The organism is Micromonospora sp. NPDC005203 (genome assembly GCF_042872705.1).
Classification (GTDB): Bacteria; Actinomycetota; Actinomycetes; order Mycobacteriales; family Micromonosporaceae; genus Micromonospora.
In genome coordinates, this window is sequence record NZ_JBIAKV010000004.1 from 410238 (window position 1) to 432176 (window position 21939).

The window sequence follows — 21939 nt, forward strand, 5'->3', positions numbered from 1 at the left end:
AGGTTCCCCGTGGAGCCGAGGATCAACGGATTCGACTACCAGCGCGTCACCGTCGCCGACGGCGTGACGCTCACCGCCGCCGTGGGCGGCTCCGGGCCACCGATCGTGCTGTTGCACGGCTTTCCGCAGACCCACCTCATGTGGCGGCACGTCGCGGCCGACCTGGCCGCCGACCACACGGTCATCTGCCCCGACCTGCGCGGCTACGGCGACAGCGACAAGCCGGTGGACGCCGACGGCACGGCGTACGCCAAGCGGACCATGGCCGCCGACGTGGTGGCGCTGGCCGGTGCGCTCGGTCACGAGCGCTTCGCCCTGGCCGGGCACGACCGGGGCGCCCTTGTCGCGTTCCGGGCCGGCCTCGACCACCCGGCGGCGATCAGCCACCTCGCCCTGCTCGACGTGCTGCCCACCCTGGACATGTGGGACGTGCTGCACGGCGTCAACGCGGCGGTCGCCTTCCACCTGTACCTGATGGCGCAGCCGCCCGGACTGCCCGAGAAGCTGATCGGGGCCAGCCCGGACGCCTTCTTCGGCCACTTCCTGGACGTCTGGACCCGCGACCCGGGTGCCCTGCCGGCCGAGGTACGCGCCACCTACCTGCGCGCGTCCCGCGACGCGGTCACCTCGATCGTGGCCGACTACCGGGCGTCCGCCGGGATCGACGTCACCCACGACACCGCCGACCGGGTGGCGGGCAACCAACTGCGGATACCGGTGACCGTGCTCCAGCAGGACTGGGGCGCGGCGCTCGGCTACGACGCGGCCGGAGTGTGGCGGGCCTGGGCGCCCGACCTCGACCACCAGACGGTCACCTGCGGGCACTTCATGGCGGAGGAGGCCCCCGCGGTGGTGGTCGGGGCGCTGCGCGCGCTGCTGGGGCGGTGACCGCCCGACATCGAAGGATGGATACCCAAGGTAATGGTTCCGACACTCTGCGCCACCGTGGGAGCGCGGCCACCGCGGCTGCGCGCCCCGGCGGCCCTACGGTACCGAACATGGCCCTGACCTGCGGAAATGCGACTTCATGCAGGTGGACGCGAACCGGTCGGCGGTGATACACAGGAAGATATCGGCAGCCAACGGCGGCGAGTCGGCAATCAATTGTTCTCCCGCCCCGTCGCCCTCGGGCTCCGCCGCACGAGCCGCCCCCGCGGTCGCGATCCACCCCACGGCACCGGCCTCGGCCGCGGACTGGTGAGCACGATCATCGACCAAGGAGTCGCTGTGGGTCACCTGCGAAGCCGCGCCAAGCACCAGCCGTTCGAGGTGGCAGCGCTGATCACGACCCCCGTCTGTGGGGTCCTGCTACTCATGCTCGACGTCCGACCACCGTCGGTTCAGCTGGCCATGCCGGAACCCATCCAGCTCGGCTGGGAGGTGGCTCTGATCGCCGTGGGCGTGGGCGGACTGCTGGGCATCCTGTGGCCCGGTCGGCTCTCCACCGGCCTCGGCATCGAGTTCGCGTCCGTGCTGGTGCTCGGCACCATCACCGGCATGTACGCGGTGGCGCTGGTGGCGGTGGCGGGCCGGCAGGGCATCGTCGCCGCGTCGTTGATCAGCGCGGTGCCGCTGGGGTCCTTCTGGCGGATCGCCCAGATCGCCGTCGACCTCCGCTGCCTGGCCTACGGGCACCAGTGCGCGACTCACCGACGGGTCGTGGGAGGTGTCACGTGATCTCGGTATCGACACCCGAGGCGCCGCACTGGGTGCAGGTGCTGCTCAGCCTGCTCGGCGTCCTCGGCGGAACGACAGGCCTGGCCGCCATCGCCACCGTCGTGGCCCAGCGGGGCAAGTTCAAGGCCGACGCCGCCGACACGCTCACCGAGACCGCCCTGACGCTCGTGCAACCCCTACAGATGCGGATCACCGAGTTGGAGAGCGATGCGGTGAGCGCACGGTCGGAGTTGGCGCTGCTGCGCGAGCAGGTCAACCAGTTGCAGTTCGTCGTCCGGGTGCTGACCCGCACCCTCGACCGATGGCGTGCCGCTGTGCACGCCCCCGACGCCACGCTACGCAAGATCCGCTCGGTGGTCGCGGAGTCCGAGCGGCTGTCCGAGGAGCAGTGACGGGCAGCGCCGGCGGCTCAACCGCCGTCCGGGAGGCGCAGTCGGCCGGCGAGTTCCCGCAGTGCCGCCCGGAACTCGGGCTCGGACTCGTCCGGGCGGTGCCCGCGCAACGGTGGCCCTCGACGCCTCCCCGGTGACGGCAGCAGGTCTCGAGGGTCGCGCAGCCTGCGGTCGACCCGCCCGGCCGGGTCGGCGGCGTCCGTCGGCGGATCGCCGGGCCGGTGCGCGGCGAAGATCCAGCCGCCGACCGGGTCGGTGTCGCGCCAGAGGTTGAGCCACCGCCAGCCGATCCGCTCCCCCACCTCGCGCAGCACGGTCTCGTTCAGGTACGCCGGAAAGAGCCGGGCGTAGAGGCGGTCCAGCGGGGAGCCGTAGGTGAGCAGCGCGACCCGTCGGCGGGTTCGCGGAGGCAGCCGCAGCACCGCGAGGGCAAGCAACGCCGAGCCGTGGCTGTGCCCGCAGAGCACCACCCCGGCGTGCCGCTCGGCCAGGTAGGTGATCCGGTCGGCCAGCTCCGGCACGGCACGGTCGGCGTAGCTCGGGGGCGCGAACGGGTGGGCGGCCCGCGGCCAGAAGGTGCCCAGGTCCCACAGGATCCCGACGTGCCGGCGGAACCAGGCCGTCCGGTAGGCGAACACACCGCCCGACAGCAGGGCGAGGACCACCGCGGTGACGAGGTAGGTGCCCCCCGTGAGTGCCATCCCGACGAACCCGGTCGGCAGCCCGAGAACCTGCCACGCCACCTCGCCCGGTTCCCGCCCGAACTGCCCGAGCAGACTCGTGGCCAGCCCGATCACCGCGAGCGCCGCGTACGCGGTGGCCAGCCGGCCCAGCCACTCGGTGAACCGCGCCCGGGCCACGGCTGCGGTGACCTCCCGCAGTCGCCCGGTCGCCTCCGGCGGTGGCGCGGGAAAGTCGCGGGCGGTGATGTCCGCCGCCGCACGGCGCCGACGACGCCGGGACAGCAGGGTCAGTGCGCCGCACGCCAGCACCGCCGCGACCACGTGCAGAAACACCGCCAGGATCGTCCAGCGGTACGGCAGCGGCGGCTCACCGTCACCGCGATAGCCGCCGAGCAGAAGCCCCGTCTGGTAGACGAGGCCGGCGGAGAGCGCACCGGTCAGGCCGACCGCGATGGCCGCGATGACCGTCGCGCCCAGTCCCCGCGGCAGGGCCGCCCGGTTCCGGACGCGACCGAGATGCCCCAGCACCAGCCCGCAGAGCAGCACCAGCAGCACCATCTGGCCGAGCAGCGCCGCGCCGGTGATCGCGCCGTAGCCGGGGAGCGCGGTCGACGACGGCCAGTCCCGCTCGTCGCGCGCGACGGCGACGAGGGTCGCCACGGTCAGCCCGGCCGCCACCACGCCCACCGCGCGGGCGACCCAGGTGGACATCCGCGCGGTCGCCGCACGGTCGACCAGCCCCGGCGCGGCGAGCAGACCGACGCAGACCAGCAGGACCGCCGCGCTGAGCGTCAGCAGCAGCGTCGTCGCGGGAGTCGCGCCGCCCGCGCGACGGGCCACGAGCAACAGCACATCGAGTACGGCGAGCGCGGCGGCGACGTGGATCGCCCGCAGCCGCCCCACCAGCGGCTCCACCGCCCACAGGGGGTTGCCGGATGGGCGGGACCGGCGGGTTCCGAGCAGCCGTAGGAGCGCGACCGCGGCGATCGGCAGCAGCGCCAGCACGGCCAGCCGCTGCCCGGCGTGTCGACCGTCGAAGCCGGCCAGCGTGTCGAAGGGCGCCCGGCAGTGAACCGCGCCGAGACACCTCCACGCGAGCAGGTCGAGGGCGACCCCGGCGATGGACACCACGTACACCACTGTGAGGTTGAGCGCGAGGAGCCGGCACAGGACGGTGACCCCGGCGGCGGCGTGGCCGGCGGGCCGCATCCACACCGCCAGGTTGCTGAGCATGAACGGCAGCAGGAAGACCATGGAGAGGGTCCGAGCCACGGTGCCCGAGGGCAGGTCACCCCAGCGGTACGCCTCCAGCGTCAGCCCGTCCGGGTCGGTGTCGTCGGATCCGGCGCGGCGGTGGAAGCCCCCGCTGTCGTCGCCCGCGACCTGCCGCACCCTCGCCGCGTGCAGCACCACCGAGGGTCGTGCCCCCGACACGCCGTGCACCCGCAACTCCACCACGTCGTCGTGTCGCGGCTGGTCGCCGTGCCGGGCTGGCCTCTGCGGCATCGGGGCGGCTACCCGGCCGCGACCAGCTCGGCCGCCACGTCCCAGAGCCGCCGCGCGTTGCCCGGATCGACCGCGTACGCCGCCACCCCGGTGTAGTCGGCGGGCCGCTCGGTGACGACCGGGGCCTCGGCGCAGTCCTCGAAGTAGCGACCGCCGACGCCGTCGAGCAGCGGGGACGCGGCGAGCAACGCCGAGGTCGCGGCGCCCTGCTGCGGGGTCTTGTGCATCTCCTTCGGCGACCTGAGCCCGCCGGTGTGCTTCTGCAGTCCGGTGGCGATCGCACCCGGGTTGAGCGCGTTGGCGTAGATGCCCTCGCCGGACCAGCGGCGGGTCGCCTCGACGGCGAGCAGGGCCTCGGCGCTCTTGGACTGCCCGTAGGCCAGCAGCGGGTCGTACGGCCGGAACGCGAAGTGCAGATCGTCGAAGATCACCGGGGAGAAGAGGTTGCCACTGGAGCTGACCGACACGACCCGGGCGCCACCGGCGGCGACGAGCGCGTCGTGCAGGCCGACGGTCAACGCGTAGTGCCCCATGAAGTTGGTGGCGAACTGCATCTCCCAGCCCTCGGCGGTGCGCTCCAACTCGGGCAGCGCCATGATCCCGGCGTTGTTGACCAGGATGTGCAGCGGCTGGTCCCAACCGGCGACGAACCGGCGTACCGAATCCTGGTTGGCCAGGTCCAGCTCGCGGACGGTGACCCGCTCCGCGCCGAGGCCGGCCGCGATGTCGGCCGCGGCCTGCTGGCCGGCGCTGACCCGACGTACCGCGAGCACCACCTCGGCACCGGCGGCGGCCAGCGAGCGGGCGGTCTCGACGCCGATGCCGGCGGCGCCTCCGGTGATGAGGGCCCGTTTGCCGCTCAGGTCGACTCCGGCGAGGACCTCGTCGGCTGTCGAGGCGAAGCCGAACGGTGTCGTGATTCGCTCGCTCATCTCTGTCCCATCTCTCGTTGACGCCTACGCCACAAACTGTCACCCCGGCGGCCGGCGCTAGCCGGGTTCCTGGTTTTCCTGGTAGTGGCAGGACCAGGATGGGCGGCCGTCGGCCGCTCCTAGGATGGGTTGGTGCGCACGGCCGGTCCGCTCGGCGAGTACCTGCGTGCCCGGCGCGAGCTGATCAGACCGGGCGACGTCGGGCTGCCCGCGCACGGCCGTCGACGGGTGCCCGGCCTGCGGCGCGAGGAGTTGGCGCTGTTGGCCGGGATCAGCGCCGACTACTACCTGCGGCTGGAGCAGGGGCGGGACCGGCACCCGTCGACGCAGGTGCTCGACGCGCTGGCCCGGGCGTTACGGCTGGACGCGGCGGCCACGACGCACCTGCGCCGGCTGGGTGAGCAGACGTCGACCCGCCGCCCGGCGCGACGGCCGGAACGCGTACCGGTGGGAATCCGACAGTTGGTCGGTTCGTGGACGCAGACCCCCGCCCTGGTGCACGGCCGACACCTGGACGTCCTCTTCGCCAACCCGGTGGCGACCGCGCTGGCGCCGATCTACGCGGTCGGCGTGAACCTGCTGCGCGCGGTCTTCCTGGACCCGGTCGTGCCGTCGCTCTACCCCGCCTCGGAGGCGGTCGCGGCCAACGCGGTGGCCGGCCTGCGCGCGCAGGTGGGCGCCGAGGTCGACGACCCCCGGCTCACCGACCTGGTCGAGGAGCTGTCCGCCGGCAGTGAACGGTTCCGGCGGCTGTGGGCCCGGCACGACGTGGCCGCCCGCGCCGGTGGCGGGGTCCGGGTGTTCCGTCATCCCCGGGTGGGTGAGCTGGAACTGCGCTACGAGAAGCTCACGATCGCCGGCACGAGCCAGTCGCTCGTCGTCTACCACGCCGAGCCGGGCAGCCCGTCGGCGCGCGCGCTCGCCCGGCTGGCCCGGCACGCGGTGGGCGGGGCGACCGGCCCGGCTGGGTCCACGCCCTAGCCGGCGGTGGCCCGTTCGGCGACCACCACCGAGATCCCGTCGAGGACGCGTTGCAGGCCGAACTCGAAGGCGTACTCCGGGCCGTAGGCGGCACCGTGCTGCTGGCCGGCCGCGGTGCCGACCCGGGAGGCGGTCGGGTACGCCCCGGCCGTCAGGAACGTCTCCAGCCAGGGCGCGTGCGACTGCCACCACTGGCCGTCGGTCATGCCGGTCTCCCGCTCCAGGTCGACCACCTCGGAGGCGGCGCGGGCGGACGTCTTCACATGCCCGAGGACGAGCGTGAGCACCGCGTCCATCTCGACGTCGGTGAGCCCGATGTCGGCGACGGTGCTCAGCTCGCGGTCGTATTTCGCTATCAGGTGGGGGCCGAGCACGGGCCGGGTCGTCTCGGCCGGCAGCATCCACGGATGCCGCTGGTAAAGCGCGAGATTGTCGCGGGCGACCCGCTCCAGCCGGGCCCGCCAGTCCCCCTCGGCGGCGGGGCGCGGCATCTCGCCGTACGCGGTGTCGATCATGACGGCGACGAGTTCGGCCTTGCCCGGCACGTAGGTGTAGACCGACATGGTGCCGACGCCCAACGCCTCGCCGACCCGGCGCATGGTCAACGCGTCGAGGCCCTCGGTGTCGGCGATGTCGATCGCGGCCCGGACGATCCGGTCGACGCTGAGCCCCGGGCCGGCGCTGCGGCTCGTCGGCTCCCGGGTGCGCCAGAGGATGGCCAGGCTGCGGGCCGGGTCCGCGGTCGCCTTGCGTTCACTCGCCATGGTCCGGCCATCCTAACAACGCCGACGTACGCCGTACGCCGGCCGCCGGCCCGACCTCTGGCCGAGAATCACAGCTCTTCGCGGTCGTCGGACAACGTCGGGCCGGCGGCGGCGGGCACGAGGTGCCGCACCTCCGGTTCGTCGTCGGTCAACTCCCGGGCCCGTTCCTCGGCCGCGCGATCCTCGCCGGTCAACCGACCGCCGTGCTGACGCAGGTGTTCGTCCCAGGACGGCACCAGGTAGACCTCGACGAACCGGTCCGTCGTCTCGGCCGGCCGGAACAGTCCCCACCGCATCGCGCCGGTCCGCTGCCGCGCCCCGCGCACCTGGTCCATCGCCGCGAGGAACGACCCGGCCCGCTCCGGCCGGACGGTGTACTGCACCGTCACCAGCACCGGCCCCACCGCCGGGTCCGGTTCCCGCGCCAGGTGCAGTTGCGGCCAGTAGGCCGCCGGCTCACGGTCGACCGACCGCAGGTCCGGCAACGGCCAGAGCCGGCTGGTCGCGGTGCCGACGAGCATCAGCGCCGCCGCCGCGAGATAGGCGGGGTCCAGCCCGGCCATGTCGGCCACCAGTCCCCAGATCAGCGCGCCAACCGCCTGCCCACCGGCGAAACACACCTGGTAGACGGCCAGGCCGCGGGCCCGTACCCAGCTGGGCAGGAAGAGCTGCATCTCGGCGTTGACGTTGGCCAGCACCGTCACCCAGGCCATCCCGGCGGGCAGCAGGGCGAGGAGCACCAGGGGTACCACCCGCACGGTGCCGACCACTGTCAACGCCACGGTGAACAGCACGCCGGCGATCAGCAGAAGCTGGTTGGCCGACAGCCGGGTGCGGATAATCGCCAGCAGCACGCCGCCGGTGATGGCGCCCACGCCGAGAGCCGCCAGCAGCAGCCCGTACCCGCCGGAACCCAACCCCAGCCGCCGGGCGGCCACCAGCGGCAGCAACGCCCACAGCGCGCTGGCCGGGACCACGAAGACCAGCGCACGACGCAGGAGCCGGCGCACGGTCGGCGAGTGGCGTACGTACCGACTGCCGGCGCGCAGGGCGGCCGTGAACCGCTCGGGCACCTCGACCGCGCGGGCGTTGCGGGGCCGCCAGCGCCACAGCGCGTACGCGAAGATTCCGAAGGCGACCGCGTTGATGCCGAAGACCGGGGCGACGCCGGTACGGGCGATCAGCACGCCGGCCACCGCGGGCCCGACGGCCCTCGCCACGTTCACGCTTATCGAACCGAGCGCGGACGCCGACCGGAGCTGGTCGGACGGCACCAACTCCGGGATCACCGCCGCCCAGGCCGGCAGGGTCAACGCCTGCCCGACCCCGAACGCGAAGGTGAGGGTGAGCAGCAACGCCGGCGGCATCCGGTCGGTCAGGGTGAGCAGCGTCAACGTCACCGCCACCGCGACCAGGAACAGCTGCACGGCGATCAGCAGGTGCCGGCGGTCGAAGTTGTCGGCCAGCACCCCGGCGGGCAACGCCAGCAGCAGCACCGGCAGCAGGCTGGCGGTCTGGACCAGCGCGACGAGAGTGGACGCGTTGGAGTGGTGGATCAGCAGCCACTGGGCGCCGACCGTCTGCATCCAGGTGCCGATGTTGGCGGCGAGCAGGGCCAACCACAAATTGCGGTAGACCGCGGTCCGCAGCGGCGCCCAGGCCGACGCCGGACGTTCGTCGGGTCCGGCTCCGGCCGTCACCACCGCCCGTCCGCGCGCAGCACGCGCTCACCGGACACGTAGAGATCGTCGGGTGCGAGCAGTAGCAACCGGACGACCTCGGTGGCGACCTGTTCCGGCAAGGCGTACACCTCGTCGAGGAACTCGGCACCCACCCGTTCCTGCAACCGCGTCGGCATCGGCCCGGGGTGCAACTGCATCACCTTGACCCGGTTGCTGTGCTGCGCCTCGGCCAGCGAGTCGACGAGGCTGTTCCCGTAGCTCTTGGTGGCCCGGTAGACGGGGATGCCGGGCCGGGGGGCCGCCAGCGCCAGTGCGCCGATGTACACGACATTCCCGTGGCCCTGCCGGTGCAGGTGCCCCACCACCTCCCGCAGCAGGTACGTGAGGCCCAGCACGTTGATCTCCACAGCTCGGCGGATGTGCTCCACCGACAGGTCCCTTAGTTCGCCGCCCGCCCACATCGAGGCGCAGGCCGCCACCCCGTCGATCGTGCCGTAGCGCTCGACCACCTCGGCGAAGGAGTCGCGGACCTGCTCGTAGGAGGAGATGTCGCAGACCGCGCCGTCGCACCCCAGTTCGTCGGTCGCGGCGGCGACCTCGGCCGGCACGTTGCCGAACACCACCACCTGATGCTCGTCGACGAGCAGCCGGGCCACCGCGAGGCCGAGGCCACTGGTACCGCCGACAACCACGAAGGTCCTGGCACCCATCTCTCTCCAGCCGCCGACCGAAACAGGTCACGTACGCCGCGTTCTTCCCGTTTCCGGAGGCCGCACACGCGACGGGTCGGTAGTGCTGGACCTACCTCGGAAAGGGGATCTGGACGGCTGGGGCGCCCGGTCGTCCGCGATTAGCGTTTGCGGCATGACCACGGAACCCCCCACTCGGCTGGCCGAGGCGCTGCGTCGCCGCGACTGGCTGATCTCCGCCTGGCCCTGGCGGGCGCTGGCGTACCTGATCAGCACCCTGCCGATCGCGGGCACGCTCACCATCGGGCTGCTCGTCATCGGCGCGCCGCTGCTGGCCGCCGCCAACGGGTTGCTGCTGCACGGTCGGCCGCCGGGCGTCGCGCTGCTGCTGTTCCTGGCGGTCGGCAGCCTCAGCCTGCTGGCGGTCGCGCCGATCGTGAGCTTCCCGGTGGCCGTCATCGAGCGGTGGCGGCTCCGGCTCGTGGACAACCGCCCGCTGCCCGCGCCGCGGTGGCCGGGTCTCATCGCCCGCTACCGCAGCGCCGGGGCCTGGCGCGAGGTGGCGTACCTGTTCTGTCTGGGCGGGTTCGTGCCTGTCGTGTACTGGGTGTTTCTGCTGCTGGTGCTGCTCGACCTCGGGATGATCACCAGTCCCTGGCTGGCCGGCGACGCCGAGCCGGTCGTCATCTGGCAGCCGATCGAGAGCACCGGGGAAGCCATCCCGTACGCGATCGTGGCGGTGTTGCTGCTGCCGGTCCTCTGCTACGCGGCCGGTCTGGTCGCCGCAGCCCAGGCAGAGGTAACCCGGTGGGCGCTGGCCTGGTCGGTCGACGCGACGGCGCTGCGCGAGGTCGCCCGGTCGCGCACCCGCCTGGTCGGCGCGTACGAGGCGGAACGCCGCCGGATCGAGCGCGACCTGCACGACGGCGCGCAACCACGGCTGACCAGCCTCAGTCTTCAGCTGGGCCTGGCCCGGTTGGACGTACCCGAGGACTCCCCCGCCGCCCGACCCCTCGCCGTGGCACACGACCAGGCCCGGGGCCTGATGGTGATGCTGCGACAGTTGGTGCACGGCATTCGCCCGCAGAGCCTCACCGACCTCGGTCTGGCCGGCGCCGCCAGCGAGCTGGCCGACGTCGCCACCATCCCGGTCACCGTGCACGCCGACCTGCACGGCGAGTTGCCGGAGATCGTCGAGACGACCGCCTACTTCGTGGTGTCCGAGGCGCTGGGCAACGTCGCCCGGCACGCCCAGGCGACCCACGCCGAGGTACGCCTCGGCCGGTCCGGTGGGGACCTCGTCGTCGAGGTGACCGACGACGGCCGGGGCGGCGCCGACCCCACCCGGGGCACCGGCCTGACCGGACTCGCCGACCGGGTCGCCGCCGTCGACGGCCGGCTGCTGCTGTCCAGCCCGCCCGGCGGGCCTACCCTGGTCCGGGTGGAGCTGCCGTGTCGTCGGTGACCCGAGTGGTCCTCGCGGAGGACGAGGTGCTGCTGCGCGAGGGCCTGGTCGCGCTGCTGACCCGCTTCGAGTTCGAGGTGTGCGCCGCCGTCGGCTCCGCGCCCGACCTGCTGGGCGCGGCCCGCGAGCACACACCGGACCTGGTGCTCACCGACATCCGGATGCCGCCGGGCCGGCACGACGACGGGCTCCGGGCAGCCGTCGCGTTGCGCGCCGAGCGACCCCACCTGCCGGTGGTGGTGCTCAGCCAGTACGTGCAGACCGGGTACGCGGCGGCGCTGCTGGACAGCGGCGACGGTCAGCGGGTGGGCTACCTGCTCAAGGACCGGGTGGCCGAGGTCACCGAGTTCGTCGACACGCTGCGACGGGTCGCGGCCGGCGGCACCGCCATCGACCCGGACGTGGTGCGACAGCTGCTGCACCGGCCGCGTGATCCGCTCGCGGCGCTCTCCGCCCGGGAACGCGAGGTGCTGGCGCTGCTGGCCGAGGGCCGGTCGAACGCGTCGATCGCCGGCCGACTGCACGTCAGCGAGGCGGCGGTCGGCAAGCACGTCGGCAACATCCTGCTGAAGCTCGACCTGCCGCCGAGCGACGACACCAACCGGCGGGTGCTCGCGGTGCTCACCTACCTGCGCAGCGACCCGGTGGGCTGACCAGCGCGGGGCCGAGGGCGAGGCGTAGATTCGGCGAGCGGTACCGCCGCCGGCGAAGGGCGCGGGCCGGCGAGACGGGGGTACGGCATGACGGAGGCGCTGCGGGTCGGTCTGCTGGGGTACGGGCTGGCGGGTCGGGTGTTCCACGCGCCGCTGATCGCCGCGACCCCCGGGCTGCGGGTGGACGCGATCGTGACCCGCGATCCGCAGCGGCGCGAGCAGGCCCGGCAGCACTTCCCGGACGCCCGCCTGGTCGACGACGCCGACGAGCTGTGGCGTACCCCGGACGCTCTGGACCTGGTCGTGGTGGCGACGCCGAACCGGCTGCACGTGCCGATGGCCCGCGCGGCGCTGGCCGCCGGGCTGCCGGTCGTCGTGGACAAGCCCCTCGCCCCGACCGGAGCGGAAGGCCGTGCTCTCGTCGACGAGGCGACCGAGCGTGGGGTGCCGCTGACGGTCTTTCAGAACCGGCGTTGGGATGGCGACTTCCTGACCGCCCGCCGGCTGGTGGAGCAGGGCGAGTTGGGGCGGGTGCTGCGCTTCGAGTCCCGGTTCGAGCGGTTCCGTCCGACGATCAAGCCGGGCTGGCGGGAGCTTGCCGGTCCCGAGGAGGCCGGCGGCGCCCTCTTCGACCTCGGCGCCCACCTCGTCGACCAGGCGGTGCAGCTGTTCGGCCGGGTCGACCGCGTCTACGCGGAGGTGGACCGCCGCCGCGCGGGCGCGGCCGTCGACGACGACGCCTTCGTGGCGTTGACCCATGCCAACGGGGTGCGCTCGCACCTGTGGATGGGCGCGGTGACCGCGCAGCTCGGGCCGCGGCTGCGCGTGCTGGGCGACCGGGCCGGCTACACGTCGTACGGCCTGGACGTGCAGGAGGCGGCGCTGCACGAGGGCGGCCGACCGGGTCAGCCAGGTTGGGGCGAGGTTCCGCCGGAGCGGTACGGCCTGCTCGGCGTCGACGGGAACCTGCGGCCGGTGCCGACCGAGCCCGGCGCGTACCAGAGTTTCTACGCGCAGGTGGCGGCGGCCCTGCGCGACGGCACGCCGATGCCGGTGGACCCTCGGGACTCGGTCGCCACTGTCGAGTTGATCGAGCTGGCGCACCGGTCGGCGACTGAGGGCGTGGTGCTGCCGATCCCGACCGCCTGACCGGGGCGATCGCCGCCGGCCCCCGGCCCCCCTGTCGATGATCGACTCGGTTTTCGTGATGTCGGGGTGTCAGCCCGCCCCGGACACACCGACATCACCGAAGCCGAGTGGATCTACTGGTCGGCTGGATCTACTGGTCGGCGTCCCGCTCGGAACGGGCCTCGTCCGGCGCTCGGGCGTCGTCGTCGGTCAGCGCGTCGTCGTCGGTCAGCGCGTCGTCCGACGAGGTGGTGAGGTTGCCGAGCCGACGCTCGGCTTCCCGGACCTCCTCGTCGAGGCTGGGGTTCTCCTCGTCGGGACTCTGCGACATGGGCGACCTCCATCGGGCACGACCGGCAGGTCTCCGTGTACCCGGCCGGAGGGCGGGAACACCGACCGCACGCGGCGCTCCTTGGGCTCTCGACCGGCCGTGGCGCGCGGGCGGCTGCTTCGAGTGCAGAGGCCGCAACGACTGCCCACAGCTTGACTGGGCGCTGGCGCTGATGGCACACGTCGCTTCGGTCCTGCTCCAGAAGCGGTGAGCAGCGCGTCGCTGGCTGGCCGACGAGCCGAGCGCCGGGCCGGCCGGGGGCGCACCGGGCGGGGAACCCAGGAGCGTTGCCGGCCCGGCCCGGCGCCGGATCAGCGCTGCTTCAGCTCGCGCCAGGATGGGTGGGTGCCGCGCCACGCATCGGCGAGGATGGCCGCCGAGGCCCGGCTTGGGCACTGCTGCACCCGCTCACGACCCGACGCCCCACCGATCTGGGCGCGGACCTCCCAACCCTGCCCGTCAGTACGGATATACACGTCCCGGCGTCCGCGCGGGGTCGTGTCTCCGTTCCACCAATGCTCCTCGACCTTCATTCGCCGACCGTATAGCAAATTTTGCGTCGAGGGTACGGCGCAGGTGGGCTTATACCAGGGCGATAGCCGTAATTCCGGCGCATTTCGGCCTATGCGTTGACGAGGAGGACCCGCAACGGCAGGTCCTCCCCGTCCTGATCGATGACTCAGGGTGCGTTCACATGTCGCTGAGCACGCCGGCCAGGGTGGCGGCCAACGCGTCCTGTCCTGCCGGGCTGGGGTGCGGCGAGCCACCCTCGGCGGTGATCTGAATGTCACCGGGCGTGAACGGCGGCGGGAACGCCACCCGCACGGCCGGATCGAACGGGACGCCGAGCTGGACCGCCCAGTTGAGATCGTTGATCACTGTCCGCACCGTGCCCACCCAGAGCGGGTCGATGAGCGGTTGCAGCGTCGACACCGGGGCCGCCGGCAGGTAGGACTGCAACCCCGTCGGCAGCAACGACGAAAGCTTCGCCCAGGAATACTGGCCGATGTCGACGTTGGCCGGCGTGATGTCGTAGTACAGCATCCAGACGACCTTGTCCGCGCCGGCGGCCAGCAACGAGTTGACGATGAAGGTGGCATCGGCGGTGATGCCGGCGTACTGGGCCGGGCCGTTGTAACGCGGCACCCCGATGTTGATGTAGTAGTCCTCGCCGGCCGGCAGGTCGATCCAGAAGTTGCAGCCACCACCGTTGGTGACGATGCCCTGCTTGCCGCCCACCGCCGCCCACTCGAAGCGGAACAGTCCGGTGGGGTTCAGGCTCTCCCCGGCGAACTCCAGCGCGCGACACATGGCCAGCCGGATCAGCACGGTGTTCCAGTTGGTGTTGTTCACACCGCCGGTGGTGGCGTGGTACGCGTGGTGCCCGTCCGCCTTGGCCTTCGCAATCCGCGCGGTGGCGAGTCCGAGCGGGCTGGCCACCCGACCCCAGGCGTTTCCGCACGCGTCGGGGCCGGCGCGGCCGGCGATGATGTCCCCGGTGCCGTACCCGGTGCGCGCGTAGTTGTCGTAGTCGACGACGCTGGTGTCCAGATCGAAGTACCGCCGGCCGTAGCTGTAGACGCCGTTGTTGCCGGGCATGCCGCGGCCGTCGAACGAGGTCATCGGGCAGCCGGGACCCACCCCGAAACCGAACTGGTGGTGCGCGGAGCTGATCGAGTCCCCGGTCAGGGTCAGCACCGTGTCGTCCGTGACCGTCTGCACCTCGCGGCACCGGATCCGGTCCTTGTTCGCGTCCACCAGGGTGGGGTTGCCGGCCACGTTGGGGCAGCCGGTCGGCGGCGGCGACGGCGGTCCGGTGGGGTCGGTGGGCGGGTCGGTCGGGTTGGGCGGGTCGGTGGGCTCCGGCGAGCCGCTGCCGCTGGGCGACGCGGACCCGGACGGCGACGCGCTACCGGACGGCGAGGAACTGCCCGACGGGGACGCACTCCCCGACGGCGAGGAGCTACCCGACGGCGACGCGCTGCCGGAGGGGGACGCGCTGCCCGAGGGGGACGCGCTGCCCGACGGAGAGGAACTGCCGGACGGCGACGCGCTGCCCGACGGCGAAGAGCTGCCCGAGGGCGACGCACTGCCCGACGGGGACGCACTCCCCGACGGCGAGGAGCTACCCGACGGGGACGCGCTACCGGTCGGTGACGCGCTGCCGGAGGGGCAGGGCGTTCCGGTGGGCGACGCCGTCGAGCTGGGCGAACCCGTCGAACTGGGTGACACCGTTGAACTGGGTGAGCCCGTCGTGGTGGGTGCGGTCGCGGTCGCGGCGGGGGCACGCTTCGCGACCGGCTCCGCCGTGACAGGCGGTCGGGTCGCCCGGGTCGGCGCGGTCGAGGCCGACGGCGTTTCGGTCGGGTCCGGGCAGTCGGCAGCGGCGGCCGCTTTCTGGGTACGGATCTGCGCCAGCCGCGCCTCGACCTCCACCGGAAGTTTCCCGCCCGGCTTGACGCACGGGTCGAGCAACCAGGTCGTACCCTCCAACTCGCGGGTGCACGGCGGCGCGTCGTACGACGCCCGCTCCGCGCTGGCGGCGGGGGCGGCCGGTGCGCCGTCGGCAGCCGGGGCGACAAGTGCGGTGACCACGGCCACCGACACCGCCACCCCGGCGGCGAAGAGAGCATTGTGGACGCGGGGCGACCTTGTGGGTCGCGGTCCTGGCGGTCCACCCGGGTGCAGTTGGCTCATGCCGTCCTCCAGGGACTGAGGTGCGCCGGTAGTTGTTACCGCACGGTAGGCAGGTGTGCGGTAACCCGGTAGATCAGTCGCCCTTACCTACTGTGGAGGACGAATCGCGCCAGGTGACCTGTCCAGCGCCCCCGGACGGTCGTGGCCGAGCACCACGGCCAACTCCCGGCGGTTGCGCACACCGAGTTTGGTGAAGACGCGGGCCAGGTTGTTGTTGACGGTGTTGACCGACAGCCCCAGCCGGTCGGCGATGCCGCGACTCGGCAGGGTCACCGCGAGCAGGGCCACGTCCCGCTCCCGGCGGGTCAGCGTCGCCTCCCCGGTGCCCGCGGCGGTCGCGGTGAGCAGGGGCGTCCGAACCCCTCGGCAGTCCCGGGCCAGCGTCGCGGCCCGCTGCGCCACCGCCACCCGGGGTCGGCCGCGCCGCGCGTACGCCCGGGCGGCGGCACCGAGCAACTCGGCGGCGAGCAGGGTGTGGCCACGGGCGACGAGGTCACCCGCGGCGGTCTCCAGTGCCGGCCCGTCATCGCGTACCAGACCGTCGGCCGCGCTGGCGAGCGTCGACGCCAGCCCGCCGAGCCGGTCGGCGAGAGCGCCCAACCGCTCCCGTACCGACTCGGGCGCGCCCAGTCGCGCGCACTCGTAGAGCGCCACCGCCTCGATTGTCGGCTGCTCGCTGGCCCGGGCCAGGTCGGCGGCGGTGCGGGCGGTACGGATCGCCGCGGTGAGATCACCCTCGGCCACCTGCACCCAGGCGCGATCCAGCTCCACCCACGGGTGGAAGATCCGGTTCGCGGCGCGCTCCCGCGCGTCCGCCAGGGCCAGCCAGCGGCGGGCGCCGGACGGGTCACCGGCAAGCGCGCGGACTCCCGCCAACGCCGCCCAGTACGTGCGCACCAGGTGGTACTGGTCGTTCTCCTCGACGAGCGCGATGGCCTCCCGCAGGTCCGCCTCGGCCGCGTCGAGCCGGCCCTGGGTCTTGGCGACGATCCCCCGGAATCCGGCCCACACGGCGACCATGCCCCGCGCGTCGCTGGCCACCGCCGCGGAGTAGCCGTGATCGGCCAGGTCGGCGGCGCCGGCCAGTTCGCCGGCAGCGTACCGGGCGTAGCAGAGCCCCAGCCCGACCTGCGCCTCGTTCCACGGCATCCGCTCGGGTTCGGCGGCGAGCACCGCCCGGCCCCGCTCCGCCAACTCGGCGGCGAGCCCGAGCCGACCGAGCATCCCGGCCGCCGACGCCGCGCCCATGGTCGCCCAACTGGCCGCCCGTACGCCGGTGTCGGGGCGGGCCAGCACGGCCTGGCCGACGGACAGCGCGGCCTCGCACCGGCCGTCGTAGAACAGCACCCACGACCGGGTGGCCTCGGCCAGGTCGTGGCCGGGCGAGCCCGCCGGCACCATCCGCAGCGTCTCGTGTGCCTCGTCGATCCGGTCCAGGCCCCAGTAGAGCAGGCCGGCTCGGGTGATCGCCCAGATGGCGAGGCGCTTGCTGCCCGGCGGTGGGGCCGGCGGGAGCATGTCGAGCGCCTCCTGGCTGCGCGCCTGGTACTGCAACACCCGGGCCAGCAGCCACTGCGCCTCCCAGCCCGGCGCGGCGTCGTACGCGGTGCGGGCCAACCGCTCGGCCAGGTCGATGTCGAACCTGTCGATCGCCTGCCGGGCGGCGGCCAGCGCGATGCCCGGATGCCGGACGCTGCCGGACCGGAGTTGCCACACCCCGGCGACCAGCGCGTCGTCCCGCCGGCGCAGGGGCATGCTGGCCAGCACGTCGGCGAGTTGCCCGAACACGGTGCGGGACCGGCTGGCCGGCATGCTGGCGCGCAGCGCCTCCCCGTAGAGGGGATGGGCCATGCGCAGCCCGGTACGGGCGCCGGAGCGTTCCGCGACCACCATGCCGCTGCGTTCGGCGGCCTCGATCGCGACCGGGTCGGTGAACCGTTCCAGCAGCGCCAGGGAGAGCGGTTCGCCGCAGGCGACCACCTCCAGCACCTGCCGGGCGGCCGGTTCCAGGGCCCGCAGCCGGGCACTGACCAGCTCGGCCAACCGAGGGCTGCCCGACGCGGTGCCGCGCCACCGCCAGACCCCCCGCGACTCGCGGAGCCCGCCGGTGTCCATGGCGTCGGCCAGCAACTCCCGCAGCAGCAGCGGGTTGCCGTCGGCGAGCCGGGTCAGCCGGCGGCGGCTGATCGCGTCGAGCGGACCGGGTGCGGCCTCGTCGAGCAGGTGCTCCACCGCGGTGGCCGGCAGCGGGCGTACGTCCAGTCGCCGGCCGGAACCGGCCCACAGCGAGGTGAGCGCGTCGGAGAGCGGGAGGCCCGCCCGGACGGTCGCCACCGCCACGGCCAGGCCGTGCACGGCGAGTTGGTGCAGCAGCCCGGCCGAGGGTTCGTCCAGCAGGTGGGCGTCGTCGATGCCGATCACGATCGGGCGGCCACCGCCGCGCCGGGCGAAGTCGCGTTCGACGGTGACGACCAGCCCCACCGGATCGGCACGCGGTCGGGTCTGCGCGGGGATCAGGTGCGAGACCGCACCGAATGGAATCGACCGGGCCGCTCCGGTGGCGGAGACCCAGTGACACTCCACGCCGTCCTCGGCCGCGCGGGCGAGCGCCTCCCGCAGCAGCCGCGTCTTTCCCACCCCGGCGTCACCGACCAGCACCAGCCCCGGCAACCGCGACGACACGACGTCCTCGATGATTTTCAGCTCGTCGTCGCGGCCGACGAGCGTCCATTCGCCACGTCCCGGCATGACGACCCTCACCTCGCCCTCGGGCAGCCCTACCGCTCACCCTAGGGGGAGTTCCGGCACTCCCGCTCGACAGCGGTCGATACGACGCCGGACGCGCCGGGCGCGGGGCTCAGCCCTGGGTGGTCAGCAGGTAGTCGTCGGCTTCGGGGCTCCACCGCAGGTCGACCGCGCCGCTGGTGGCCGCCGCCTTGCAGAACTGCAGGAAGCTGCGGTAGCCGAGCTTCTTCTCACTGAAGTCGGGCCGGGCCCGCCGCAGTTGGTTCTTCAAGCCGGACAGCGCCACCGGGTTACCGCTGCTGCCCAGCTCCGCCACCACGCCACGCAGCAGGCCGAACGCCACCTCGCGGTCGCCGTGCTCGGGCAACGAGACCTCGGGGTCACCCTTGGCGGGACCCTCGGCCAGCTCGATCACCGTGTGCTCGGCGAGGTGCCGCAGCAGTTCCCCGAAGGTGCGGAAACCGTAGTCAGACTCGCTGAACGTCGGGTCCTTGCGCAGCAGGGTGCGCTTGAGTCGGGACGCGGTGACCTCACCGTTGGCGCTGCCCTGCAACCCGGCCACCGTCTGGGCGACGAGCACGGCGAGCGCGTCGACGTCGCGTCCGGGCTCCTCACCGGCGGGCCGGCGGCTCACCTCCGGCTCCGGCTCGCGCTCCAACTCCGGCTCGGGCGGGCGCTGGTCCGTGCCGGCCGGCCGGGCCGGGCGACCGCGCCGGCTGCGGGTCGGCGGGATGTCCACGCCCTCCAGCCGGTCGTAGTAGAGGAACTCGTCGCACGCCGGCGGAAGCAGCGCCGACGTCGACCCCTCGACCCCCACGCCGATGACCCGCTTGTTCAACTCGCGAAGCTTGTGCACCAGGGGGGTGAAGTCGCTGTCGCCACTGCAGATCACGAACGTGGAGATGTAGTCGCGCTCGAACGCCAACTCGATCGCGTCGACAGCCATCTTGATGTCGGCGGCGTTCTTGCGGGACGCGCCCATCCGCTGCGGGATCTCGATCAGCTCGACGTGGGACCGGGTGAGCATCCGGCGGTCCTCGTCGAAGTAGGACCAGTCGGCGTACGCGCGGCGGACCACCACCCGACCCCGTTCGGCGAGCGCGTCGGCGATCGGCCGGAAGTCGAACTCCGCGCCGCCACGGTGATCACGCGCCCCCAACGCGAGGTTCTCGTAGTCGAGGAACAGGGCGATCCGGTCTTCTTGATCCACGCGGCCCAGCGTACGCCGGCCGTGGGCGGTCGGGGCGCAGGCGAGGCGCGACACCTCAACTCACCGATCGTCCATTTCTTGCGGTTTAATGGTCGTCTATTTTCGTTCTTTGATTGTCGTCTTGCAGTGTGTTGGTCGGTGCTGCATCATGACGATCAATGTCGGGCGTCGGGGGAAGCGCCGGGCGGACCTCCACCACCACCACCACCCACCCAGGAGGGTCACCGATGATTCGCAGCCTCAAGCCGGCCCGGGGACGACCCGGCCGGCCTGCCGGCACCGCCGTGGCGCTCGCGGCCGGCCTCGCCGTGCTCGTCGCCGTGCCCAGCGTGGCCGTCGCCGCTCCATCCGCGCCCGCCGGCGCGCGGCCGGTGGTCACCCGCGCCGCCCTCGACCCGGCACTCGTGGCCGGGCGCGGCGCCGACGTCGACTTCCTCGAACAGGAGGCGGAGAACGCGCGCACCAACGGCGAGATCATCGGCCCCGACCGGTCGGCCTACACGCTGCCCGCCGAGGCCTCCGGTCGCCGGGCGGTCCGGCTCACCCCCGGTGAGTACGTGGAGTTCGTCCTGCCCAGCGCGGCGAACGCGATAAGCGTGCGGTACAGCATTCCGGACGCGCCGTCCGGCGGTGGGATCACCGCTGGGCTGCGCGTCGCGGTCAACGGCAAGCACGCGCGCACCATGACGCTGACCTCGCAGTACTCGTGGCTCTACAACCAGTACCCGTTCACCAACGACCCCCAGGCCGGGCTGCTGCACCCGGACTGGTGGATCACCGAGTGCCAGTGCGTGCCGGCGGCCACCACCCCGGCCCCGGTCATCGACAAGCCGTTTCGGCCCACCCACTTCTACGACGAGCAGCGCCTGCTGCTCGGACGCACCTACCGGGCCGGCGACCGGATCCGCCTGACCGCGCCGACCGGCAGCGCCGCCGCCTGGACCGTCATCGACCTGCTCGACTCCGAGTTGGTCGCGCCGCCGCGCGTCCGGCTGCTCGCGGCGAACGTGCTCGCCTTCGGCGCCGACCCCACCGGCCGACGGGACTCCGCCGACGCCATCGACCGGGCCATCGCCTTCGCCCGGCGCGCCCACCTCAAGGTGTACCTCCCGCCGGGCACCTACCAGGTCAACCGGCACATCATCGTCGACGACGTGACCATCGAGGGCGCCGGCAACTGGCACACCATCATCAAGGGCCGCGAGGTTGCCCTGCCGACCCCCGCGCCGGACGGCTCGGTGCACACCGGCGTCGGGTTCTACGGCCGTGACGCCGCCGACGGCGGCAGCCGCAACGTCCACCTCTCCGGCTTCACCATCGAGGGAGACGTCCGGGAGCGCATCGACACCGACCAGGTCAACGCGATCGGTGGGGCGATGAGCGACTCCACGATCGACGGGCTCTACCTACGCCACACCAAGGCCGGCCTGTGGTTCGACGGACCGATGCGCAACGTCCGCGTCACCAACAACATCGTCGTCGACCAGATCGCCGACGCGCTCAACTTCCACACCGGCGTGACCGACTCCCTCGTGGCGCACAACTTCGTGCGCAACACCGGCGACGACGGTCTGGCGATGTGGTCGGAGAAGACGGCGAACGCGCGCAACACGTTCGATCACAACACCGTGCAGTCACCGACCCTGGCCAACGGCATCGCCATCTACGGCGGTACGGACACCACCGTCTCGCACAACCTCGTCGCCGACCCGGTCCGCGAGGGCAGCGGCATCCACGTCGGCGCCCGCTTCGGCGCGGAGCCCTTCACCGGGCACCTGCGGATCAGCGACAACACCACCGCCCGCGCCGGCACGTACGACCTGAACTGGAACATCGGGCTGGGCGCCATCTGGTTCTTCGCCCTGGACCGCAGCATCGACGCGGCCATCGAGGTGACCGGCGACGCGTACCTCGACAGCACCTACAACGCGATCATGTTGGTGAGCGACTGGCCGGTGAAGGACCTCTACTCGATCTCCAACGTGCGGTTCCGGGACATCCGGGTCGACGGCACCGGCACCTCGGTGGTCAGCGCCCGCGCGGCGGGGTCCGCCTCGTTCGCCAACGTGGACGCCCGCCACGTGGGCGCGGTGGCTGTCAACAACTGCGGTTCGTTCCACTTCACTCCGGCCGGTTCGGAGTTCACACTGACCGACCTCGGCGGCAACGACGGCGGGTGGCTCGCGCCGTGGCTGCTGCCCAACACGATCACCTGCGACGACCGGCCGCCCGTGTCGCCGCCCCCGCCTCCGGCACAGTGGTGAACGCGGTGGGGGGGGGGGGGGGGGGGGGGGGGCGGCCCCCCCCCCCCCCCCCCCCCCCGCCCCCCCCGCCCCCCCCCCCCCCCCCCACGCCACCGACATCCGGTCCGTCGGCATTGACGCCGAGCAGCACCGCGAGATCA

At 73.0% G+C, this 21939-nt stretch carries 19 protein-coding genes; 9 read left to right on the forward strand and 10 right to left on the reverse strand.

From position 1 onward, the window contains the following. Positions 1-9 precede the first annotated feature (9 nt). From ACFYPM_RS13565 to ACFYPM_RS13575, 3 genes are all read left to right on the forward strand, one after another. Positions 10-888, forward strand: coding sequence for an alpha/beta fold hydrolase (locus ACFYPM_RS13565; protein ID WP_387195359.1), 879 nt, complete (start codon positions 10-12; stop codon positions 886-888). Between the two features lie 339 nt (positions 889-1227). Continuing rightward, the gene (locus ACFYPM_RS13570) at positions 1228-1677 is read left to right on the forward strand and encodes a hypothetical protein (protein WP_387195362.1); all 450 of its coding nucleotides are present in this window, start codon (positions 1228-1230) and stop codon (positions 1675-1677) included. Next, positions 1674-2069, forward strand: a complete 396-nt coding sequence (locus ACFYPM_RS13575; protein ID WP_387195365.1) for a hypothetical protein — start codon at positions 1674-1676, stop codon at positions 2067-2069. The genes ACFYPM_RS13570 and ACFYPM_RS13575 overlap by 4 nt, the downstream gene beginning before the upstream one ends. A 17-nt stretch (positions 2070-2086) precedes the next feature. On the opposite strand, the gene ACFYPM_RS13580 is transcribed toward ACFYPM_RS13575, so the two are convergent. After that, entirely contained in the window at positions 2087-4258 is a 2172-nt protein-coding gene (locus tag ACFYPM_RS13580; protein ID WP_387195368.1) for a hypothetical protein, read from the reverse strand. A gap of 8 nt (positions 4259-4266) precedes the next feature. Further along, complete coding sequence (locus ACFYPM_RS13585) at positions 4267-5190, reverse strand: SDR family NAD(P)-dependent oxidoreductase (RefSeq protein ID WP_387195371.1); 924 nt, start codon at positions 5188-5190, stop codon at positions 4267-4269. Between the two features lie 132 nt (positions 5191-5322). Between ACFYPM_RS13585 and ACFYPM_RS13590 the strand changes: the two genes are divergently transcribed. Next, positions 5323-6171, forward strand: coding sequence for a helix-turn-helix domain-containing protein (locus tag ACFYPM_RS13590; protein WP_387195374.1), 849 nt, complete (start codon positions 5323-5325; stop codon positions 6169-6171). Here ACFYPM_RS13590 and ACFYPM_RS13595 read toward each other — a convergent pair. From ACFYPM_RS13595 to ACFYPM_RS13605, 3 genes are all read right to left on the reverse strand, one after another. Further along, entirely contained in the window at positions 6168-6935 is a 768-nt protein-coding gene (locus tag ACFYPM_RS13595; protein ID WP_387195377.1) for a TetR/AcrR family transcriptional regulator, read from the reverse strand. The genes ACFYPM_RS13590 and ACFYPM_RS13595 overlap by 4 nt on opposite strands. 68 nt (positions 6936-7003) lie before the next feature. Beyond that, the gene (locus tag ACFYPM_RS13600; RefSeq protein ID WP_387195379.1) at positions 7004-8638 is read right to left on the reverse strand and encodes an MFS transporter; all 1635 of its coding nucleotides are present in this window, start codon (positions 8636-8638) and stop codon (positions 7004-7006) included. Then, positions 8632-9327, reverse strand: coding sequence for an SDR family NAD(P)-dependent oxidoreductase (locus tag ACFYPM_RS13605; protein WP_387195382.1), 696 nt, complete (start codon positions 9325-9327; stop codon positions 8632-8634). Before ACFYPM_RS13605 ends, ACFYPM_RS13600 begins: the two co-directional genes overlap by 7 nt. A 154-nt stretch (positions 9328-9481) precedes the next feature. Between ACFYPM_RS13605 and ACFYPM_RS13610 the strand changes: the two genes are divergently transcribed. The 3 genes from ACFYPM_RS13610 to ACFYPM_RS13620 all read left to right on the forward strand — a co-directional run bounded on the left by ACFYPM_RS13610 (position 9482) and on the right by ACFYPM_RS13620 (position 12573). Next, positions 9482-10771 carry a histidine kinase gene (locus ACFYPM_RS13610; protein WP_387195385.1) on the forward strand — a complete coding sequence of 430 codons (1290 nt, stop codon included), beginning with the start codon at positions 9482-9484 and terminating at the stop codon, positions 10769-10771. Beyond that, positions 10759-11424: a response regulator gene (locus tag ACFYPM_RS13615; RefSeq protein WP_387195388.1), complete on the forward strand. Its 666-nt coding sequence runs from the start codon at positions 10759-10761 to the stop codon at positions 11422-11424. The genes ACFYPM_RS13610 and ACFYPM_RS13615 overlap by 13 nt, the downstream gene beginning before the upstream one ends. An 87-nt stretch (positions 11425-11511) precedes the next feature. Beyond that, positions 11512-12573 carry a Gfo/Idh/MocA family oxidoreductase gene (locus ACFYPM_RS13620; RefSeq protein ID WP_387195391.1) on the forward strand — a complete coding sequence of 354 codons (1062 nt, stop codon included), beginning with the start codon at positions 11512-11514 and terminating at the stop codon, positions 12571-12573. A gap of 130 nt (positions 12574-12703) precedes the next feature. Here the strand turns inward: ACFYPM_RS13620 and ACFYPM_RS13625 are convergent, their stop codons facing one another. The 3 genes from ACFYPM_RS13625 to ACFYPM_RS13635 form a co-directional block, all read right to left on the reverse strand. Then, complete coding sequence (locus ACFYPM_RS13625; RefSeq protein WP_387195393.1) at positions 12704-12883, reverse strand: hypothetical protein; 180 nt, start codon at positions 12881-12883, stop codon at positions 12704-12706. Between the two features lie 311 nt (positions 12884-13194). Further along, the gene (locus ACFYPM_RS13630) at positions 13195-13416 is read right to left on the reverse strand and encodes a hypothetical protein (protein ID WP_030335934.1); all 222 of its coding nucleotides are present in this window, start codon (positions 13414-13416) and stop codon (positions 13195-13197) included. A gap of 157 nt (positions 13417-13573) precedes the next feature. Continuing rightward, positions 13574-14662 carry a hypothetical protein gene (locus ACFYPM_RS13635; protein ID WP_387195396.1) on the reverse strand — a complete coding sequence of 363 codons (1089 nt, stop codon included), beginning with the start codon at positions 14660-14662 and terminating at the stop codon, positions 13574-13576. Here ACFYPM_RS13635 and ACFYPM_RS13640 point away from each other — a divergent pair. Next, the gene (locus ACFYPM_RS13640; RefSeq protein ID WP_387195399.1) at positions 14646-15599 is read left to right on the forward strand and encodes a hypothetical protein; all 954 of its coding nucleotides are present in this window, start codon (positions 14646-14648) and stop codon (positions 15597-15599) included. The genes ACFYPM_RS13635 and ACFYPM_RS13640 overlap by 17 nt on opposite strands. Before the next feature lie 68 nt (positions 15600-15667). Here ACFYPM_RS13640 and ACFYPM_RS13645 read toward each other — a convergent pair whose 3' ends face one another. Both ACFYPM_RS13645 and ACFYPM_RS13650 read right to left on the reverse strand, forming a co-directional pair. Then, a complete protein-coding gene (locus ACFYPM_RS13645; RefSeq protein ID WP_387195402.1) occupies positions 15668-18328 on the reverse strand; it encodes an AAA family ATPase in 2661 nt (886 codons plus the stop codon). A 109-nt stretch (positions 18329-18437) separates the two neighbouring features. Beyond that, entirely contained in the window at positions 18438-19535 is a 1098-nt protein-coding gene (locus tag ACFYPM_RS13650; protein WP_387195406.1) for an NYN domain-containing protein, read from the reverse strand. A gap of 227 nt (positions 19536-19762) precedes the next feature. On the opposite strand from ACFYPM_RS13650, the gene ACFYPM_RS13655 reads away from it, so the two are divergent. Next, a complete protein-coding gene (locus tag ACFYPM_RS13655) occupies positions 19763-21799 on the forward strand; it encodes a glycosyl hydrolase family 28-related protein (RefSeq protein ID WP_387195409.1) in 2037 nt (678 codons plus the stop codon). The last annotated feature ends 140 nt before the right edge of the window (positions 21800-21939 follow it).

What these genes read in the sequence shown, in the direction of transcription:
- ACFYPM_RS13580 (WP_387195368.1), bottom strand. Translation starts at nt 4,258, where the DNA reads ATGCCGCAGAGGCCAGCCCGGCACGGCGACCAGCCGCGACACGACGAC.
- ACFYPM_RS13585 (WP_387195371.1), bottom strand. Translation starts at nt 5,190, where the DNA reads ATGAGCGAGCGAATCACGACACCGTTCGGCTTCGCCTCGACAGCCGAC.
- ACFYPM_RS13595 (WP_387195377.1), bottom strand. Translation starts at nt 6,935, where the DNA reads ATGGCGAGTGAACGCAAGGCGACCGCGGACCCGGCCCGCAGCCTGGCC.
- ACFYPM_RS13605 (WP_387195382.1), bottom strand. Translation starts at nt 9,327, where the DNA reads ATGGGTGCCAGGACCTTCGTGGTTGTCGGCGGTACCAGTGGCCTCGGC.
- ACFYPM_RS13610 (WP_387195385.1), top strand. Translation starts at nt 9,482, where the DNA reads ATGACCACGGAACCCCCCACTCGGCTGGCCGAGGCGCTGCGTCGCCGC.
- ACFYPM_RS13620 (WP_387195391.1), top strand. Translation starts at nt 11,512, where the DNA reads ATGACGGAGGCGCTGCGGGTCGGTCTGCTGGGGTACGGGCTGGCGGGT.
- ACFYPM_RS13625 (WP_387195393.1), bottom strand. Translation starts at nt 12,883, where the DNA reads ATGTCGCAGAGTCCCGACGAGGAGAACCCCAGCCTCGACGAGGAGGTC.
- ACFYPM_RS13630 (WP_030335934.1), bottom strand. Translation starts at nt 13,416, where the DNA reads ATGAAGGTCGAGGAGCATTGGTGGAACGGAGACACGACCCCGCGCGGA.
- ACFYPM_RS13645 (WP_387195402.1), bottom strand. Translation starts at nt 18,328, where the DNA reads ATGCCGGGACGTGGCGAATGGACGCTCGTCGGCCGCGACGACGAGCTG.
- ACFYPM_RS13655 (WP_387195409.1), top strand. Translation starts at nt 19,763, where the DNA reads ATGATTCGCAGCCTCAAGCCGGCCCGGGGACGACCCGGCCGGCCTGCC.